This window comes from Mycobacterium sp. 852014-52144_SCH5372336 (genome assembly GCF_001665615.1).
GTDB lineage: Bacteria > Actinomycetota > Actinomycetes > Mycobacteriales > Mycobacteriaceae > Mycobacterium > Mycobacterium neumannii_A.
Genome location: NZ_LZSW01000025.1, coordinates 13365 through 32179 on the forward strand (window position 1 = coordinate 13365; position 18815 = coordinate 32179).

Consider the following 18815-nt stretch of genomic DNA (forward strand, 5'->3'; position numbering starts at 1 on the left):
TGGGTTCTTTTCTAAGAGCGCAAATCTCGCCCCGATCATCGCGCGTGAGGTCGCCCTCGGTGTGCAGCGGGTGAACGGCAGCCAGGAATCATCTATCATCTCCGTACAGAGACCGTAGGTTGTCGGTCGTAGATCGTCACCGGTGAGAACGGCTTACCCAATCCGGGTGATGCGATCTGGGAGCCGGCGTCGGTATGCCGAGCGTCAGCGAAGGAGAAGCAGCGATGTCATCAGAATTCCAACGTTTCTCGCCGACGCGAACGGCTCGACGGATCACTGCCAATCCCGCCGTGCGCACGATGGTGCGCTGTGTGCTGATGTGCGCGATTCAGGCGTCCCGGCAGGGCACATGGCGCTCCACGTCCGGATGCGGGGTCAAGCGGCCGGTAGCGATGACATGAATCGGTGTCAGCGAACCGCGCAGAGCTTCATCGAATCTTTACCGAAGGGCCGGCTAGACCACATGGGCATATCAGACACTGATTCTGAGCACCAACTAGCGCACGTACCGGGGCCGCAGGCCGACTCATTCCATGGTGGCCTTTTCCATGGTGGCCTTCAGAAAATGGGATCAACATCATGAGACAACACAGTGCAGCGAGTTGTCGGCCGCGGCGACGGCTGATGGCCATCACCGTTGCCGCTGTGGTTGTGCTGCTCCTCGCAGCGTGCAGCAGCACAACTCAAACACCCGATGTGAACATCGCAGACAAAGGCACCCCCTACGGTGACCTGCTGGTCCCCAAACTGCAGACCTCGGTGGCCGATGGCGCCGTCGGAGTTGCCGTGGACACACCGGTCACCGTCACCGCCGACGACGGTGTCCTTGGTGCGGTGAGCCTGATCAACGAGGACGGCGCGGTGGTCAGTGGACGGCTGAGCGAGGACGGCGTCACGTGGGCCTCCACTGAACCGCTCGGCTACAACAAGCAATACACGCTCACCACCGAGGCGTTGGGCCTAGCGGGGCCGGCGCGCCAGCACATGGTGTTTGAGACCCATTCACCCCAAGATCTCACCACGCCCTACGTCATGCCCACCGACGGTGCAGTGGTAGGCGTGGGCCAGCCGGTCTCGATTCGCTTCGACGCGAACATCACCGACCGCCTCGCCGCCGAACGCGCCATCACAGTCACCACCGACCCACCGGTCGACGGAGCATTCTATTGGCTCAACAACCGCGAAGTTCGTTGGCGGCCAGCGGCTTACTGGCAGCCAGGTACCACCGTCAAAGTCCAGGTCAACACCTACGGTGCCGACCTGGGCAATGGCTTATTCGGTCAACGCGACGCCTCCACCGAATTCACCGTGGGCGACGAAGTGATCACCACCGCCGACGACGCCACCAAAACCCTGACCGTGCGCGTCAACGGTGAGATCGTGAAAACGATGCCCATGTCCATGGGCAAGGACCGCACCCCAACCGACAACGGCACCTACATCATCGGTGACCGGTACTCGTCGTTGATCATGGACTCCTCCACCTACGGAGTGCCGGTGAACTCACCCGACGGCTACCGCACGGAAGTCCAGTGGGCCACCCAGATGTCCTACAGCGGCATCTACGTGCATTCGGCGCCTTGGTCGGTGGGCAGCCAAGGCCATACCAATGTCAGCGCGGGCTGTCTCAATGTCAGTCCCAACAACGCACTTTGGTTCTACAACAACACCAAACGCGGTGACATCGTCGAGGTCGTCAACACCGTTGGGTCAACCCTGGCAGGTACCGACGGGCTCGGCGACTGGAACATCCCGTGGGAGCAGTGGCGGGCCGGCAACGCCAGCGTCTGAGCCGGCGGCGCCGCCCAAGGTGATCACCAGATGATGCTGTCAGGAACCCGCTTTCGCCATACCGAGGTGAAAGCTGTCAACCCGTCGCGTCTTCACGCAAACCGAAAGCAGCACGGTAGGGCTGCTGGCGGGTTGGAATGATGTGGACGTGACCGTTTCGGTTTACTGCAGGGACTGTCAGAGTTTCCCGGCGGAGCTCGTGGCCGGATCGCAGGTAACTGCCGCCTCGGTCGGATTGCCCCACCAACCGCTGCGCCAAGATTGATCGGAGATACAAGTGATGTCGATGTCTCACGGTCATCCGGCTCAATCGCGGGCAAGCGGTGATCGCAGGGCTCTCGTCATTTCAGGCTGGCTCACCGGAATCTACTTCGTCATCGAGCTGGGTATCGGTATTTGGATCGGTTCGGTCGCGGTCATATCCGATGCGTTTCACACCTTCTCGGCGGTGGGCGGTGTGCTTATTGCCCTGGTCGCGACTCGCTTGACTGACCGGAAATCCAGCCCCGCTCGCACGTTTGGCTACATCCGGGCAGAGATCCTCGGTGCCTTGTTCAACGGGTTGTTTCTCGCGGCCATGGCGCTTTTGGTGCTGTGGATGGGCGCGATGCGCCTGATGGAGCCGATCGAGCTCGCGACGACACCGATGCTGATTGCCGCAGCGGGTGGCATCGCCACCGAGCTCGTCGCGCTCTGGCTGCTCTACAAACGTCAGAAAGACAACCTCAACATGCGGGGCGCCTATTGGCACATCCTGCAGACGTTTGTCGGGAGCTTTCTCATCATCATTTCGGCCCTGGTGATCCGCTTTACCGGGTTTCTGGCGATCGATCCGCTGCTCGGCATGGCATTCGGGCTCGTGCTGCTCTGGGCGTCATGGGGCATCCTGCGCGAATCGCTGCACATCCTGCTGCAAGGCACACCCGAGGACTTCGATCTGGCCGCAGCGATCGCCGCCATTCGGGAATTGGAGGGCGTCACCGATGTGCATCACGTCCATGCCTGGAGCCTCACCTCGGGGGTGAACGTTTTCTCCAGCCACGTCTGCGTTCGCGATTGGCACGACGGCGCGCACGTGCTGCGCCGGGTCAACGACCTTTTGCGCGATCGATTCAACGTGTATTTCTCAACGACCCAGATCGAGGAATACTGCCTCGACGGCGAGGAGGCAGCTGCCGAGATCGACATCACCCGACCGCCCTCAGAGGCCCGACAGGTCACACGAAAAGATCCCCCACCGGTGCCCTAAGAAGCTGGTCATCGCTTCAGCTCGCACGCATCCGGGAAGGGGTAGAAAGCATGGCTGAGAGTGAGAACGATCCGGCCGAGGTCTATGAGCGCTATCTTGGCCGTGCCATAGCCGATCCCTTCACACAGGTGCTTCTCGAACACGCCAGCCCAGCTGTCGGCGACAGGGTCCTCGACCTCGCGGCCGGCACAGGCAGCGTGGCGCGTCACCTTGCGCCCCTTGTCGGGACGCAAGGCCGCGTGGTGGCAGTCGACATCAACCCCGACATGCTCGCCGTCGGCGGCGCCGTTGGGGCGCCGGCAGGCGGCACCATCGAGTGGTGCGAGGGCAACGCGAGCAACCTCGACTTACCCGATCAAGCATTCGATCTCGTCCTTTGTCAGCAGGGATTGCAGTTTTTCGCCGACCGCGCCGCTGCCCTGCAGGAGACGCGGCGGGTGCTGGCCCCAAGCGGACAGGCGGCCTTCAGCTTGTGGCGCGGCCTTGACTGGCACCCCGTCTACGAAGCGCTCTTTGAAGCAGCGGCCCGCCATCTCGGTGCCACGATCTCTGACTTCGACGTGTCCTTCTCGTTGGGTGAGGTTCACGAACTGGAGATGCTCTTGCAGGCAGCAGGCTTTCGGCGCATCCAGGTCATGCCGCACACGCTCGACATCGGGCTGTGCTCGCCCGAACGCTTCGTGCACCTGACTGTCACCGCAGCGGCGACCTCGGTGCCGGCATTCATCCACATGAGCCCCCAGGCGCGTTCGCAACTGGTCGAGGCCATCGCCGACGAGCTTGGGCCGATGATGAACCGCTACAGCGCAAGCGGGGAATTGAGCTTCCCGATGTCCACGCACATCGCGTTCGCGGCATAACCGGTTGTAAGCGCACGACGGTGGGCGACTCGGTCCGACATCGTCGCGTAACACGACCGCTCGGCGCATCGCCGTCGCGCCACGGTCATCCCGGCCAGGTCCAGTTGGCGACTTCGGGGATGTCGGCACCATGCTGTCGTGTCCACGTCCTGGCCCGCAGGCGGACGTCGAGCATTTCCTGGCGCAGTCCGGCGGCCCGGGTGCCTAGCGACGGAACGCGGTCGATGACGTCGATGACGAGGTGGTAGCGGTCCAAGTCGTTGAGCATCACCATGTCGAACGGCGTGGTGGTGGTTCCGCGTTCCTTGTAGCCGCGCACGTGCAAGCCGCTGTGGTTGGTCCGACGGTACGTGAGCCGGTGAATTAGCCAGGGGTAGCCGTGGAAGGCAAAGATCACCGGGCTGCTGTCGGTGAACAGACTGTCGAATTCGCGATCTGGCAGGCCGTGCGGATGCTGATCTTCGGGCAGGAGCCGCATCAGATCCACCACATTGACCACCCGTACCCGCAATTCGGGCAGCTGCGTACGCAGTATGGCGGCGGCGGCCAGGGTTTCCAGTGTCGGGACGTCGCCAGCGCAGGCCAGCACGACCTCGGGCACGGTTCCGGTGGTGTCGTTGTTACCGGCCCACTGCCAACTCCCCAAACCTCGGGTGCAGTGCAGCGCCGCATCATCGGCTGAAAGCCAGTCGGCATGCGGTTGTTTGCCGGCGACAACAACGTTGACGTAATGGCGTGAGCGCAGACAGTGGTCATAGGTTGACAGCAGGGTGTTGGCGTCTGGCGGCAGATAGACCCGCACGATTTCGGGTCTCTTGTTTAACACCACGTCCAAGAAGCCGGGATCCTGGTGGGTGAAGCCATTGTGGTCCTGGCGCCACACGTGAGAGGACAGCAGGTAGTTGAAGCTGGCGATGGGGCGTCGCCACGGCACCTGCGAACTGGCGTCCAACCATTTGGCGTGCTGGTTGAACATGGCATCGACGATGTGGATGAATGCCTCGTAGCAGGTGAACACCCCATGTCGGCCGGTCAGCAGATAGCCCTCCAGCAGTCCTTGGCACATGTGTTCGGAGAGCACCTCGATCACTCGACCCTGTGGGTCGAGTGACTCATCGAATTCGCCGACTTCGGCCTGCCAGTTGCGCCCGGTGACCTCGAGGATGTCCTGCAACCGGTTGCTGGCCAGTTCGTCGGGGGCGATGGTCAAGAAGTTGTTCCGGTTCCAGTCGGTGACGTCGCGAAGCCATCCGCCCAATACGCGGGTGGCCTGATGAGCCGTGGCCCCCGGGGTCGAGACCTCGACAGCGTAGTCGCGCCAATTCGGCAGCCGCAGGTCGCGCACCTGCGTCCCGCCGTTGGCCACCGGATTGGCACTCATTCGCCGGTCGCCGCGTGGCACCAGGCTCAACAGGTCCGCTATCGGCCGGCCACCATCGTCGAAGAGTTCCTTTGGACGGTAGGACCGCAACCACTGTTCGAGTACCTGGCGGTGCTCAGTGTCGGAGCGTGCAGCGGGCAGCGGCACCTGATGGGCGCGAAACGTGCCCTCCACCTGCTGTCCATCGACGACGGGTGGACATGTCCATCCCTTCGGCGTGCGCAACACGACCATGGGCCATAACCGCTCTGCGGCTTCAACACCGGTGTGGCCCGAGTCTTTGATTCGCGCGATCTTGTCCAGACAGACCTCCAACGTGGCGGCCATCGCCTGATGCACTGTCGCCGGATCATCACCGCTGACCATGTGGGCCTCGTAGCCGTAACCACGTAGCAGATCCAGCAGCCGTGTCTCCGGGATGCGGGCCAGAATGGTGGGATTGGCGATCTTGTACTGATTCAGGGAAAGGATGGGCAACACCGCACCGTCGCGCACCGGGTTCAAGAAGGTGTTGGCATGCCAGCTGCCGGCCAGCGGCGCGGTTTCGGCCTCACCGTCACCGATGACGCAGAAAACGGTCAGATCGGGATTGTCCAGTGCGGCCCCGAAGGCGTGATACAGCGCGTAACCCAACTCGCCGCCCTCATGAAACGAGCCCGGGGTCTCCGGTGCGCAGTGGCTGGGAACCCCGCCCGGGAAGGAGAATTGGGTGAAGAAGGTTTCCATCCCGGCGCCGTCCTGCGGTATGTGGCTGTAGAACTCGGAATAGGTGCCCTCCAGCCAGGCGCAGGCGTTGGGCCCTGGGCCCCCGTGGCCGGGTCCGGCGACGAACACTGCGTTCAGGTTCCGGCGGATGATCTGCCGGTTCGCATGTGCCCACACCAGATTCAGGCCGGGCACCGTACCGAAGTGCCCGAGCAGTCGCGGCTTGATGTGCTCGGGCTGCAGCGGTTCTTGCAGCAAAGGATTGCCCAACAAATAGATCTGCCCGACCGACAGGTAGTTGGCCGCACGCCACCACGCGTCGATCAACCGCAACTCGTCGCGATCCAACGGCCCTTCGACATCGGAGAGGGCATACGGTTGTGGTGCTACCGACCGCCCGGCGCTAACCCCCTCGTCGTCTGCCGACGTGTCCCCGCCCATGCTCGCCAACTGCGCCATCTGCTCCCTCTCTGCTTCTGCCCATTGTTCCCAAGTCAGCGACGCCAAGCGACCCGTGCCGAACAATTGTCAATGGTCGCCGGCGCTTTTCATCCGAGCGACCCTGCGATGTCGGCAGCGCCCAGGTCTAGCTGCCGTCACGCTCAGGGCCACTGGTTGATGCTGTTGTCGGCTAGTGTTCTCACATACGGTCAATCTACGTACTGATGTTGTACCCCATGGCGGCTTCGTCCGCGGAAGATGAGACAACGCGGAGGCGCCTGCACGGATGCATGACGAGGATTTCATCGCCGGCCGCCCACCGCGCAGCGCCGACACGGTGCGTGCGGTGGTTTTTCGACTCACCGCGCCACCTGACGCCGCCACGGCGGAACTGGCCGGCCGCCTGCATGCCACCGGCGTACCCACCGCGCTGGTGACCTCAGGTGGCGCCATGGATGCTGCGATCGACGGCGCCGATGCCCCGAATCGGTTTACCGTGCGCGTCGATGACACCGGCGGTCAGACAGCGTCATCGGAGCATCCGCCGAATTCGACAAGCCTCTTGGCGGCCGCGCGCCGGCTCCACGCCGACCCAGCCCGCACCGTGGTGATCGTCGATGAGCATGCGGCCGCCGACGCGGCTGTGGCCGCCGGCTTCGGGTTGGTCGTAGCGATCGATCGGGGGCACCGCGATCACCCGACCTGGGATCCCGCCGTGGTGCTGGCCGACCCCGCGCAGCTAGATCTGAGCGAGGTGCTTGCCGGAGAGGGCGCCCAACCCGCTGCTGCCTCAGCCTATCCTGGCCACACCTGGTGTGGCGGGGCGTCCGCGGCAGTCGACGGGTGGCTGCTGCGCTATGAGGATTTTGATCCGGCACAGGAGGGTACCCGCGAAGCGCTGTGCACGCTGGGAAACGGCTACTGGGCGACACGCGGGTCGGCTCCCGCAAGTGTAATCGACGAAACACACTATCCGGGAACGTATTTCGCCGGCGTCTACAACCGGGTGCTCAGTCCTGTCGAGGGCCGCAGTGTCGAGTCCGAACACATGGTCAATGCCCCCGACTGGACGTTTGTGAGCGTGCAACCCGCCGCCGGCGCGCGCTTGTACCCTGGGTCCGCCGAGATGATCGGCCACCGCCAACACCTTGACCTGCGGCGGGGTGTGTTGACCCGCAGCACCCGCTACCGCGACAGCATGGGCCGCATCACGTGCGTCACCTCCCGGCATTTGCACTCCATGTCAAGCCGGCATCTGGCGGCGATTGCGATGACGGTGGAGGCCGAGAATTGGACCGGAGAGGTTCTGATCCGGTCGGCCATCAATGGCGACGTGAGCAACAAGAACGCCGCGGACGACGCGCCGCTGACTCACCGCCACCTGATGATCGGCGATGTCAAACAGGTGGATCCCGACACGGTGCTGTTGGAGGTCCGCACCAATCAGTCGCATATCGGCATCGCCACGGCCGCGCGGACCCGGGTGCGACGCACAAAGTCCCCGGCCTCACCTACGGGGCGGTTTTTCACCGATGGGCCGGTTTGCGGCCATGATTTCGTCGTCGCTGTTGAGCCCGGCGCACCGCTGAGCATCGAGAAGGTCGCCGCGGCCGTAACCTCCCGTGACCGCGCGATTTCCACGCCCGGTCTGGCCGCCAGTGAGCGGATCCACCAAGCGCCCGGATTTGATGAACTTCTCGACGACCACATCCAGACCTGGCAACAACGTTGGACCCGGTTCGGCATCGACATACACGCCGGGGCGCGTCAGCGACTGGCTCTGAACCTGCACATATTCCACACGCTGCAGACTGTCGCCGCTGCCGACCCCGACCTGGACGCCGGCGTCCCCGCACGCGGCCTCCACGGGGAGGGCTATCGAGGGCACATCTTCTGGGACGAACTGTTCGTCTATCCCCTGTTAACGCTGCGCCGACCCGAACTGACCCGATCGCTGCTGCTTTACCGTTACCGCCGACTGGCACACGCGCGAGCCGCTGCCCGCACCCACGGGCTAGCGGGTGCGATGTTCCCGTGGCAGAGCGGAAGCGACGGCCGGGAAGAGACGCCGACTGAGCTGTTCAATCTGCGCAATGAGCAATGGATGCCCGACAATTCGCATCGGCAGCGCCACGTCGGGCTCGCCGTTGCCTACAGTGTGTGGCAGTACTACCAAGCCACCGACGATGTCGGCTTCCTGGTTGACTACGGCGCCGAGATGCTGGTCGAGGTTGCGCGGTTCTTCGCCAGCATAGCCGACCACGACGTCGTCGATGACCGCTTCAACATCACCGGGGTGATGGGTCCCGACGAGTTCCACGACGGCTACCCTGAGGCGCCGGGTATGGGTGTGCGCAACAACACCTACACCAATGTGTTGGTGTCGTGGATGCTGTCACGCGCGGCCGACACGGTTCGGCTGCTGCATACGCACGACTGCGCAGCCGTGCTCACCAAACTTGCCGTGAGCGGTGAGGAACTGGCCCTGTGGGACCGCATCAGCCAGCAGCTGCGCGTGGCGTTTCACGATGGAGTCATCAGTCAGTTCGAAGGTTACGAGCGACTGGCTGAGTTCGACTGGGACAGGTACCGCCGCCGATACGGCAACATCGGACGACTCGATCTCATCCTCCAGGCCGAAGGCGACAGCACCAACAACTACAAGCTGTCCAAGCAGGCCGACGTTCTCATGCTGTTCTATCTGTTCTCCGCCGAAGAACTGCGGGCCATCTTCACCCGCCTCGGCTATGAGCTGCCAAAACAGTTGATCCCGCGCACAGTCCACTACTACCTGTCCCGCAGCAGCCATGGCTCCACCCTGAGCCGACTGGTGCACAGCTGGGTCACCGCCAGAACAGACCGCGTTCAATCCTGGTCGCTGTTCGCTGAAGCCTTCGAAAGCGATCTGTCCGACACCCAGGGAGGGACCACACGGACCGGGATTCATCTGGGCGCGATGGCCGGCACCGCCGACATGGTCATCCGCTGCTACGGCGGAGTGGAAACCCGCGACGATGTGCTCAGACTTCACCCGCTGCTGCCACACCAGCTTCGCGCCGCGTCATTCCAACTTCGCTACCGCGGCCAACCCATCGACGTCGAAATAGCGCCCAGTCATGTTGTGCTGCAGCTACAACCCTGCGCCGCGCTTCCTATACGGGTCTGTTTGGAAGACGTCACCAGAACACTGACGCCCGGCGAGCGCTGGCGCATGGACCTCCCTCGGCCGACCACGGCGACCGCCGACTAAGCACACGCCATCGCGACCTGCGCGACCACACCTCGGCGACCCCCGCACCGCGATACTGCAGCGCGGACACGGAACCGACCCGCCCCGTCGAAGCCATTTGCGGCCGTGACCGCTGGCGCAGTGGCGGGCCCACCGCGGCGCAGCACACGGCCGCTGAGCCGTCCTCAATCACACAACATCACGGAGAAGGTGCCATGCCGCCATGTCCAGCGCCACCGGATCCCATGCCCCCGGGCACCATCGCTTCAGATCCCATACCGCCAGTTCCCATACCCTGCGGCATCATGCCCTGGTGCATGGGCACGCCGCACCTGGTGCTCAGATCCCTAACCGGTTGGTGGATGTTCTGAAGGGCGGCCGCCACGTCGGGGTGGGTTTCGGTGTAGGCGTTGATCGCGTTGTGCCGCTCCCCCATTGTGGGCTTGGTCCTGGCGTCGCGGAACACCTGCTGCACATCGGGGCGGGAATCCAGATAGTCGGCCATCTGCGTCATGGCGGCAGCGTGCGCCCGCATCACTGCCGCGGGAGAACACGGATCCGGCGGTGCCGGTTGAGCACCCGCCGCGCCGGCGTTTGCCAGAACCATCACGCCTGCCACAAGACCCGCAGCAGCAGCAGCCGCGCCGCCCCGACGCCGTGGAACACACCCGCCCTGCATGCGTTTGTACACTGCCTCACTCCTTCGTTCAGCTGTATCGGACGTTGCGGTCCCCCGCCGCATCGATTCCAAACATAATGCCGAACCGGTGCGCACAACGGTGCCGAAAGTCCCGATCAAGATAGGACTTTGTTCCCGTTGTGCGCCAGCCCGTGCCCCATTAACCTTACTATGTACGTACTACGTACGTATCAAAAGGGATCGGGCCTTACTATGTGCGTACTACGATCTGCGCAAGGAGACGAAGATGAAGCCCCAGCACTATGTGGGATACGCCATCGCGCTAGCCGTGCTGATCGCCGGCCTCGCCCTCGTCGGGGTGCCCGGGCAAGCCTTGCTCATAGGACTCGTACTCCTCGCATGCCCGCTGATGATGATGTTCATGATGGGCGGCCACGGCCGCGGCGACGCCGACAGGCGCCAGAATCATGGGGCGTCCGAGAAGAAGTAGCCCCAGATTGTCGATTACCAACGATGACGCCGGTCGTGCGCACCGCCACCCGGTTTGCCCGCGTCCAACACCGGGTCCCCGACGCCGAACTCGATGGGTTTGACATCGGCCAGGGCCTGCCGGCGGATGAGTTGGTTCTGGTCGGCCCCGAGGGCGTTGCCGGCCAGGACACTTCCCCAGCGCACCGCCGGAGGTTCAGCGAACCGTACCGCCGGCGCCCGACTCCCCGCTGCGTGGACTCTCGCCGACGCTAGCGGCGTTGCGCCCGTCGACGTGACCGCCATGACCACCGTGACGGCCATGGCACCCTCGGCCACCGTGGCCGTGGCCGAGATGCACCAACAGCATCGCCGCGATCCCCACAACCCAGATCCAATTAGCAGCAAGGAAATTCAGCATCTGGATGTCCCTTCCTGTGGTCGGCAGCCGACTGTGCCGCACCCATACCGATCTGGTGTCATCGGAGTACCTCTGCATCCATCGTACGTCGGCCCACCCGCACTGGTCCGGTGCCGATTGGCGCCAGACGGTGGGGCCTAAAAGCGCGATACTTTCGCCGTAGCACAGTTTCTGCTGAGCGGCCGATGGTATCTCTAGATGCCGTCGCTGCGGGAAACCCGGTGTGCTGACACAACAGCGGGCGCTACAGGGGAGCATTCACGAGCGGTCGCAGCCGCTCGGTCTTTTCCGGTGTCCAACCCGGTGGTTGCAGGATCGCCGCCCAGGCGTTGACGACGTCTTTCACGTAGCGGTGGCCGTGCCCGTCGGGAACGTCGATCGCAACGGCCATGTCGGCCGAGACCTGGAGAAACGTCACCACTGGGATCCACACCATGCTGGGCAGCACGTCATAGCCGCGTTTCTCGCGCAGCCAATCGGGCTTGCGGAACAACAGATCCGGATTCCACCAGGTGATCGGATCAGATGCGCGCTGCAAGTAGACGATCCGTGGTTGCTCCCATTGACCTTCTGGCCGGCCGAGGTCCTCAGCGCGCGCCGCGAACCGCACATTGCGGCCATCCTGGAAGACCGGCAGCCGCTGCGGCGAGCCGGCATCGCGAGCACGGGTTATGTTCTGCCACATCGTGTTGTTGAACGTCGGACCGTTGAACAGGGCACCGTCGATGTGGGCATTGATATTGTTGGGACTCAGCAGTGGCGCCTCGCCGCCGAACGATCCCAGGCTTTCCCCGAACACCACCAGTCGGGGCCGCTGCCCCTCCGGTAGGGCCCGCACCCGATCGGATACCGCCTCGAACAATGCCTGGCCGGCTTGACGGGCGTTCTGTTCGTCGGCCAGAAATGACAGCCAGCTGGGCAGAAACGAATACTGCATGCTCACGATCGCGGTGTCGCCGTTGAACATGTACTCGATCGCCTCGGCCTGCGCCTCATTGATCCAGCCGGTGCCTGTCGACGTGGCGACAGCCACCACCTTGCGGTGGAGGGCACCGGTTCGTTCCAACTCATCTGCGGCCACCTCGGCGATGGCCCGGATTCCGTTCGCCGACGCCAACCCGGCGTAGGCCCGGATGGGTTCGATGGCCGGGGCGCCGTTGAACGCCGACAATTCCGTGGTGCTCGGACCGCTGGTGAGAAAGACGCGGCCCTGGTGACCGAGCGACTCCCATGACACCAACGATCCGAGACCACCGGAGCGCAGCGCCGTCGTCGGCGCCGGATCGTTCGGGTCGTGCTCATCGTTGACGGCCTCAAACGTGCTGTTCAGCGAGCGCATCGCAAGACGCGCCACCACTCCTTCGAGCAGTGCAATCGTAAGCAGTGCCACGATCAGTACTGCGATGACTGCGGAAACTCTCGGCGGTGCAACGCGGTTGAGCTGACGACCCAGCAACCGAATCAGCCACCCCACGAGTCGGCCGATCTCGACCAAGATGAACACAACCACAATCGACAACATCGCGGCTACCGGATAGTCCAGAAATTTGAGCCGCGGAACACCCATCATGTCGCGGATGTCGTTCTGCCAGAGATGAAACCACAGAGTCATGGCTACGGTGCCCGCGGCGCCGATTACGGCGAGCACGACCCACGCGGTCCGGGACGCGGGTGGACTGGCGTCCATCGAGCACATATAGCGGTACACCCACACCGCCAACACGCCCACCGCGTAACCGACGGCCCCCGCCGCACCACTGACCAGTCCCTGAGACAGCGGTCCCCGCGGCAGCAGTGACGGCGTCATCGACAACCACAGCAAAACCAAGCCGATCGCGGCACCGGTGAAGGTATAGCGCCGCCGCCACCAGTCCGGTTTCATCAGCGGGCTCTCCGGTGGCGCCGGCGCGTCATCGATGACCTTCGCCGTGTCGCTCACCAGTGGATCCTAACGTGAGGTCGCTGCGGTCCGGCCGAGCGGATCAGGCTGACCTGGGGGTCTGTCAGCTCGGTCAGTAGCGGGTAAATACCCTGCGCCACAGGATGTGTGGGGCATCCTGCTGGGGTCGCCCCAGTTGCTCCACAGTTAATCACCGCCCAGCAGCCGATGGTCGGCGGTGTCTGACGCGTCTGACACCATGGGCGCTCCACACGAAGTGGGCGCCCCGGTCGCTACCCACGGGTTCAGCGAGCCGAATCGAGGAAGTCCCGTCGCACACCCAACGCCTGATCGGTCATGCGCATCGATTCGGCGGGGTCGCTAACAGTGGCGCAGAGCGCTCGAATAGCGTCCATCGTCTCCGGGATGACCACCGCCTGGTTGTCAACGGTATAGGTGAAGAACAATTCGGCGCCGTTGACGGTGAGAATGTCCTCCCACACCGCGACTTCGAACATATCGCCGCGCGGTCGACCCAAATCGCGCATCAGTTCGATGGTGCTGTTGGTTGCAACGATGCCGTCTGCCGCCCGGACAAGCGCGATTCTCGGCGCGGCCCGCAGTGCGTCGAGAACCTCTTCTCGTCGCGCCGGGCGAGTCAACTCCACGATCCAGTAGTGGAGATGATTCTGGGTGTGTGACCCCTTGGCGGCCATGGTGACAACGTCGAGGTCGGGTACCACCGTCTGGGCATCTGGGCCCTGGTGACTGGGAATGCGGTTCTCGGGGACAACGGTGTTCATGATCCCGGAGTGGTCGGATTCCCACGGGTCGGTCGCGCGGCGAACGAGGACTCCGCGGGCCTTGGCGAGCAGCCCGCGATCGCGCAGGGCCGTCAACGTTCGCACCGTCGCAGTGGTATTGCAGGACACCACACGCGTGCTGTCGCGCCCCAGGGCATTTACATAGTTGGCGTGAGCGACGAAGGAATGCCCAGTCAGGGTGTGTTTCTCCCCACCCTGGAAGATGGCCTTCACGCCGTGCTCGCGGTAACGCTCCAAGTTGCGGTCGGCGATGATCTTCGCCGGCGTGCAGTCGACGATGACATCGACGGCGTCGAGCAGTTCGTCCAGGCTTCCGCACACAGATATCCCCGACGCCGCCATGTCGCTTGCACCCTCGCTGGTCGACGAGTACACGGCAAGTCCCAGTGCCACCGCGGTTTTGATTCGATAGTCAGATACCACATCGCTGACGCCGACCAGGTGCATGTCAGGCTGGGCCCGTACCGCATCCGCGACCCGTTTCCCGATGACCCCATAACCGTTGACACCGACGCGAGTCTTCTCCGCCATGTATGCTTCCTCCTCTGCCCGACAGCAGCCAACCCTGTTGGGTGCCTTCGCGGGCGCAGGTGTCCCCGATACCGCATCGCGGGGACCCGCGTACTACCTACTAGGGTAGACAGTACGTCCAATCGCGGCCATCGCGTGCCGTCCGCCTGAGGACGCGGTGCAGGATCTGCCACGGCGCCCACGCCGGATGGCACAATTCTTCGTCCGGGCATCGCCAGCGAAGGCGCAACCAGTCAAAAGCCGGGCGTGGCACCATCGATATCCCGTCGGGCCAACGTCCGGCGGCACGCGCATTGCCCGCCGGTGCATGTCCTGCCGCGTTTCCAGCTGCTCCCCGTCCCCCGCCTGTGCGCCTTCGCGATTGCTGCGAGCCCATCGGGATCGGGAGGCAATCCGCGGCCATCGCCCGGGGAGGCCGCCGGTCAACGCACCTTTACGACGAGCACAACGTGCCACACTTCTCGGCCGATGCCTGCCGCTCATCGCCACCGATGTTCGCCGACGACAACTCTCATCCGCTCGCCACTACGATCCGCGATAGTAGACAGATGACGGCTCAGGTCACCGGCTCGATCGGCCGCGCTGCACCAAAGACGACATCGGTTGAAAGGCGAGCACGTGACTGACCGCGACGGCATGACCACAGTCGGAGCTCGGGTACGGCCCTCGCGCATGCTGGTGATCGCCGCTGCGTGGGGATCATGTTTTCTCTTGTTGGAATGGGGAATCAGAGGGGCCACGGTTCTGTGGTTCGTAACATGGCGAGCGCTGCTCGCAGGGGTAGCGCTATTGGCGGTAGGCGCACTGAGTCGGCGCCGAAACGCCGATTCGTCACCTCCGTTGACGGCCGGCACATGGGGCTTGATCGGCGTATTGGCGGTAATGAACGTCACGTTGGCGTTCGCGGCAATGGCGCAAAGCACCCTAAGCCTCACCACCGGGATCGCCGCGATGCTGGCCAATGCACAGCCCTTGCTGGTGATACTTCCGGCATGGGCGCTGTTCGGCGAGAAACCACGACCCGTCGAGGTCGCCGGCGTCGCCCTCGGATTCGGCGGGTTGATCGTGATCGCCCTGCCGTCCGGCGGTGGGCACGGCGCCGGCCTGGCGCTCCTGGCGGCGGTAGGCGTCACCGTCGGCGCCCTTCTGGCCCGTCGACTAGCCGACGTCGATGTGCTGATGTTGGGAGCGTGGCAGTACTTGCTTGGCGGGCTCATGCTCGCCCTCATGGCGGCGGTGATCGAAGGACCGCCAACCATGGGGATGCCGACGAGCAGCGTGGCTGCGCTCGTGACATTGGCCCTCGCCGGCACTGCCGTGCCCTACGTGCTGTGGTTTACCGAACTGCGACGGGCGTCGATCACCGCCGTGACGTCCTGGACAATGCTTGTCCCGGTGATCGGTGCGGCGCTCGGTGTTGTTGTCCTTCGCGAAAGCCCCTCGGGCGCCGAAATTATCGGCGCCGCGGCGGTGCTGGTCGCACTCGCGGTCGTCGCCTATCCAGGCGGCTTCGTCGTACCGAAACACCGATGAGCGCTGGCACCGCTGCCGGAGGAGAGATGCCACGGGGAAGCTGACACATTCGTGCCTTCAACAGGCTCAGCGTGCCAACGAAGGGAGGTCAGGTGACGCTTGGCCTGACCGGCATCCACCTGTGTGACGAACGCAGAAGGGAGCGTGACAGGTGAGCTTCTGACGGCGACGCTGTGCAGCAGCTGAAGAATCTTGCTGCTACTCGTCGCGTCCGAACACCGAAAGCGTTCCGGCACAACATAAAATGGCCGACTGAATGCGAAGGCAGGATCAACCACCTCAAACGCAGCTACGGCTGGGGACCGAACTGACCATCCTCACGGGCGCTCAAGTCTGGTGCGGACACGGCGTCCTCGCCCACGACCTCGTCGAAATCAGCGCCCTGGCCGCAACGACAACACTCCATCGCACCGAACCAACAGCCGCCGACAGGGGCATCCACCCATCCCTTACCGTCGCCGCTCTTTTTCAGCTCGAAGGTGCTAGCCACATATCACTGCGCCCGACGCCGCCACCGCTAGGGTGATCAATGGTCCGCAGACCATCAGCGTCGACGCACTTGTCAACGCGGCACGAGCACGGATTCGGGTCGGCTGCGCCGCGGGAACGGCCAGGCGCTCAGCGCGGGTCAGCACGGCAACGTCAGCTGCACCCAGTGCAGCGACGGGCGCCGCGCCGGCGAGGGTCATCAACCCGGACAGCAGCGTCCGGTGGCCGAACCGGCGGACAGCAGCGTCATCGGCACACATCTCCAGGAGCCGGGATACCTCAACGGCCCCCCGCGCCATCAGCGGGAGCCTGGGAAACACGGCGGCCAAGCCGCGCGCGGCGGCGATCACCAGATGATGGTGTCCGGCGAGATGTGCACGCTCATGGGCGAGCACCGCACCGAGTTCGCGCTCATCGAGGGCCGCCAGGGCACCAGTGGTCACCACGATGACCGGTGGCCGTCCCGACACACAGTAGGCGGCACGCTCGGGGGCGTCCACCACGAAAACACCGCTTTGCTCGCCGGGACGGCCAACCAGTCGGATGGCGTCGGCGTGCTCGTGGGCCCGAGTTCGCAGCCGAGCAACAGTGCAGGCGAACCGGAAGATGGCGACCACAAACCCCAGCGCCCCGCTGAGGGCGGTCAGCCACAGCACAATCTGTGGCGCACGTCCGGCGTGCCCGATCGCCACGTCGCACAACATCGCGAAACATGACGCGAGAAAGCCATCGTGGTGACCCGCGGGCGACACCACATCCCCAACGACGAGGACTGCGGCCAAAACCCACGTGATCAAGACACTGCCAATCGCCGTCAACCACGCCGCCACACCGTATCGCGGGGCATCACCCTTGCGGGTCAGCCGACGCAAGAACGGAGGACCAAACGCGATCACTGCGAGGCTGTAAACCAGTAGGAAGGCAGCAACAGTCACCGCTTACCTCCCCGTCTCGGCTTCTCTGACCGTTTCGGAAGCCGACGCAACGCGGCCCGTAGTCGTTCGGATTCCTTTGGACCGATCTGTTCGATGAAGTGGCTAAGCACCAACTCCGAGCGTCCACCATTACTGAACACGTCACGCATTAGTCGTGCGGTGTGCTGCTCGCGGGATAGGGTGGCCCAATAGCGGTAGGCCTTGCCATCACGTTCACGCGCTAACCAGCCCTTGGTGTGCAAGTTGTCCATAGTGGACATCACCGTGGTATAGGCGATACGCCGTTCGGTGGACAACTCGTCAAAAATTTCGCGGACCGTCGTCAACGCGTCGGGACCGCGGTCCCAGACGCGATCCATGATGACCGCTTCTAACTCGCCAAATCCGCGCAACCGCACCATTGAACCTCCGCTGTCCGAGCCACACTTTACCGTGTCGACCACACTTCTTGGTTTCATGCAGTCTCTCTTTCGCGACATGCTCACTGCACCGAAGTCGGGAGATGTCACTGGCGTCATCGCTGCTCGCCTACCTCGGGGGCGCACCGGAGCCGCCCCCGTCTTGTTTGCAGCTGCACCTGGACGAAACACACTATCGCTCAACGGAACCAACAGGGTGGCAACGTCTGTCACCCCGACCGACCGCGCTGAGGGTCGCCGGTTCTACGGTGAGATCTCTAGGCCTGGACGATGACTGGGTCCCCGACTCGTGTCATTTCGAAATACCATTCGGCATTTGCCGGACTTAGGTTGATGCAGCCATGGCTGACGTTCGCTGAGCCCTGAGCCCCGACCGACCACGGCGCGGAGTGCACGTAGACGCCTCCCCACGTCACCCGGACGCCGTATTCGCCATCAATCAGATAACCCTCCGGGTCTTCCAATGGGATGCCGATGGTCCGTGAATCGAACACGACGTTGCGCTGCTTCTCAAGCACTCTGAAAGTACCCACAGGAGTTTCGAACCCGGACTTACCCATCGATGCCGGCATTTCTCGAATCACCTCGTTGTCGACCTGGCGTGTGCCCCGTGATTGAGACCAGCCGGTCTGTACCCGTGTCGTGGGTCCACCGTTATGAGAGTTGGGGGACAGTGATCAGCAGGAGGTCACATGCCCCTCAGGTATCCGGCGGCGCTGCGGCGGCAAATCGCTCAGCGTCTGCGATCAGGCGAGCCGGTCGTCGCCATCGCGGCTGGAACGAGCATCCCGCAGTCCACGCTGTTCCGGTGGAAGCGCCAGGCGCTGATCGATGCGGGAGTGATCGACGGTGTACCCAGCGTGGAGGCTGATGAACTGGCGACGCACCTACGGCGGCATGGACACCGACGCCGCCAAAGAGCTCAAGGAGCTGCGCGAGCAGAATGACCCGTCCCGGCGTTTCCGGAGACTCCCGATCTTGGGAGGATCTGAGTTATGGGACGTGTCAGCAAGTATCCCG

The 18815-nt window shown here is 63.8% G+C and carries 13 protein-coding genes and 2 pseudogenes; 7 read left to right on the top strand and 8 right to left on the bottom strand.

Features of this window, described 5'->3' with window-relative positions:
* Window positions 1-579 precede the first annotated feature (579 nt).
* From A5759_RS04885 to A5759_RS04895, 3 genes are all read left to right on the top strand, one after another.
* On the top strand, window positions 580-1791 hold the full coding sequence (locus tag A5759_RS04885) for an Ig-like domain-containing protein (protein ID WP_068194586.1): 1212 nt from the start codon (window positions 580-582) through the stop codon (window positions 1789-1791).
* 280 nt (window positions 1792-2071) lie between these two features.
* Window positions 2072-3040, top strand: coding sequence for a cation diffusion facilitator family transporter (locus A5759_RS04890; RefSeq protein WP_231984550.1), 969 nt, complete (start codon window positions 2072-2074; stop codon window positions 3038-3040).
* Window positions 3041-3090: 50 nt separating this feature from the next.
* The gene (locus A5759_RS04895; RefSeq protein WP_068194589.1) at window positions 3091-3900 is read left to right on the top strand and encodes a class I SAM-dependent methyltransferase; all 810 of its coding nucleotides are present in this window, start codon (window positions 3091-3093) and stop codon (window positions 3898-3900) included.
* Window positions 3901-3985: 85 nt separating this feature from the next.
* Here the strand turns inward: A5759_RS04895 and A5759_RS04900 are convergent, their stop codons facing one another.
* Entirely contained in the window at window positions 3986-6445 is a 2460-nt protein-coding gene (locus A5759_RS04900; RefSeq protein ID WP_082961982.1) for a phosphoketolase, read from the bottom strand.
* Between the two features lie 268 nt (window positions 6446-6713).
* Between A5759_RS04900 and A5759_RS04905 the strand changes: the two genes are divergently transcribed.
* The gene (locus A5759_RS04905) at window positions 6714-9677 is read left to right on the top strand and encodes a glycosyl hydrolase family 65 protein (protein ID WP_082961983.1); all 2964 of its coding nucleotides are present in this window, start codon (window positions 6714-6716) and stop codon (window positions 9675-9677) included.
* Between the two features lie 178 nt (window positions 9678-9855).
* On the opposite strand, the gene A5759_RS26300 is transcribed toward A5759_RS04905, so the two are convergent.
* Window positions 9856-10398 (bottom strand): hemophore-related protein, encoded by a 543-nt coding sequence (locus tag A5759_RS26300; protein ID WP_369816167.1) that lies wholly within the window; start codon window positions 10396-10398, stop codon window positions 9856-9858.
* A 184-nt stretch (window positions 10399-10582) separates the two neighbouring features.
* On the opposite strand from A5759_RS26300, the gene A5759_RS04915 reads away from it, so the two are divergent.
* Window positions 10583-10786 (top strand): DUF2933 domain-containing protein, encoded by a 204-nt coding sequence (locus A5759_RS04915; protein ID WP_068194599.1) that lies wholly within the window; start codon window positions 10583-10585, stop codon window positions 10784-10786.
* Window positions 10787-10800: 14 nt separating this feature from the next.
* On the opposite strand, the gene A5759_RS04920 is transcribed toward A5759_RS04915, so the two are convergent.
* From A5759_RS04920 to A5759_RS04930, 3 genes are all read right to left on the bottom strand, one after another.
* Window positions 10801-11088, bottom strand: coding sequence for a hypothetical protein (locus A5759_RS04920; protein WP_156616814.1), 288 nt, complete (start codon window positions 11086-11088; stop codon window positions 10801-10803).
* A gap of 341 nt (window positions 11089-11429) precedes the next feature.
* Complete coding sequence (locus A5759_RS04925) at window positions 11430-13124, bottom strand: alpha/beta-hydrolase family protein (protein WP_068194605.1); 1695 nt, start codon at window positions 13122-13124, stop codon at window positions 11430-11432.
* Window positions 13125-13369: 245 nt separating this feature from the next.
* Window positions 13370-14419 (bottom strand): type II glyceraldehyde-3-phosphate dehydrogenase, encoded by a 1050-nt coding sequence (locus tag A5759_RS04930; protein ID WP_068194608.1) that lies wholly within the window; start codon window positions 14417-14419, stop codon window positions 13370-13372.
* Window positions 14420-15091: 672 nt separating this feature from the next.
* Between A5759_RS04930 and A5759_RS04935 the strand changes: the two genes are divergently transcribed.
* Together A5759_RS04935 and A5759_RS25840 are read left to right on the top strand one after the other, a co-directional pair.
* Complete coding sequence (locus tag A5759_RS04935; protein ID WP_082961984.1) at window positions 15092-15952, top strand: DMT family transporter; 861 nt, start codon at window positions 15092-15094, stop codon at window positions 15950-15952.
* Between the two features lie 218 nt (window positions 15953-16170).
* Window positions 16171-16343 (top strand): annotated as a pseudogene (locus A5759_RS25840) (ISNCY family transposase); the annotation flags it as partial.
* A 91-nt stretch (window positions 16344-16434) separates the two neighbouring features.
* Here A5759_RS25840 and A5759_RS04945 read toward each other — a convergent pair.
* The 3 genes and pseudogenes from A5759_RS04945 to A5759_RS04955 form a co-directional block, all read right to left on the bottom strand.
* Entirely contained in the window at window positions 16435-17376 is a 942-nt protein-coding gene (locus tag A5759_RS04945; protein WP_068194615.1) for a M56 family metallopeptidase, read from the bottom strand.
* On the bottom strand, window positions 17373-17774 hold the full coding sequence (locus tag A5759_RS04950) for a BlaI/MecI/CopY family transcriptional regulator (protein WP_068194633.1): 402 nt from the start codon (window positions 17772-17774) through the stop codon (window positions 17373-17375). Before A5759_RS04950 ends, A5759_RS04945 begins: the two co-directional genes overlap by 4 nt.
* A gap of 278 nt (window positions 17775-18052) precedes the next feature.
* Window positions 18053-18382, bottom strand: a pseudogene (locus A5759_RS04955) (L,D-transpeptidase); the annotation flags it as partial.
* Window positions 18383-18815: the final 433 nt, after the last annotated feature.